Source organism: Polynucleobacter sp. UK-Gri1-W3 (assembly GCF_018881595.1).
In the GTDB taxonomy this organism is placed as follows: Bacteria; Pseudomonadota; Gammaproteobacteria; order Burkholderiales; family Burkholderiaceae; genus Polynucleobacter.
Map to the genome: position 1 here is coordinate 1 of NZ_JACVQA010000022.1, position 993 is coordinate 993.

Genomic DNA, 993 nt, shown 5'->3' on the forward strand with positions numbered 1-993 from the left:
AGCCTCGGCTTGCTTGAGGATGTCCATGATTTGGCTATCGGTAAAGCGGGAGGTTTTCATAGAATTTCCTTTAAATCAAACAACTTAGAAATTCTACTTTTAAGTCAGGTTAAGGGGTGGGGGGATTACCCTCGCACTTTAGATAGCTCGCTTAATTCTTTGGTAATCCAGTCGTCCATTCGAATACTCATATTTGTTTTCGCTATTACTTGCTCCTTAAAGTTGATAAATGTGTTGCCTACCAATCAATATGTAAGGCTGCGCAATATGTGCGATTTGAGAGATAAAACTTACATTTTTCAGCTTTTGCGTAATACGAAGTAACACATACTAGGCCATTGATTTAATTGAAGAATAAATAGTCGTATTACGAATGTATTACGAAATTGAAGAAAACTTTATCGGACGTACTACGCTGTATTACGACAGGAGAAGCTTTTAGCTGTTGATGTTGACGCTTTACGGGAGATTTCCAAGGCGGCGAAGCCGACGTGCGTAATGTCTGTCTATAAAACTAATAGTTGAACACTTCTAACAAATTGAAATAACTTTCTGAAAAAGTGAACCCCTACAAGAATTATATTTGAATTCGCATATAACTGAATTGGGGGTGTCAATTGCCTTGGTATTAACCTAAAAAATCTCAGTAAGAAATTTTGGACCCAAAATTCATGCGGCCGATGGACTTATTACTAATGAAGAGATTGATTGGCATTTTAGAAAAAATTTATCACCGCCTTCCCTGGCGTGACGGATGCGATATTCAAATGCAGAGCTAAAGAATCTTGTCTCATAAGTTGAAATGACTGTTCTTAATTTCTTAACAGTCATTCAGATGCTTCAAATCGGCAGGCAGAATTCGACCGAGGCTGTGTAAAAACCCCCAATAATCTCCCTGTTTTTGTAAACACCTAAGCACCCTCAAACGTTAATTCAGTATCACTAATTAACGGATGTTCATGAAGATGAAACGATTCATTACTGGCCAAGATC

At 37.9% G+C, this 993-nt stretch carries 1 protein-coding gene; it reads left to right on the forward strand.

The genetic code is table 11. The features are described from left to right. The coding region (locus ICN36_RS11970) for a hypothetical protein (protein WP_216228573.1) at positions 1 to 324 on the forward strand (324 nt) is incomplete at its 5' end. Positions 325 to 993 lie beyond the last annotated feature (669 nt).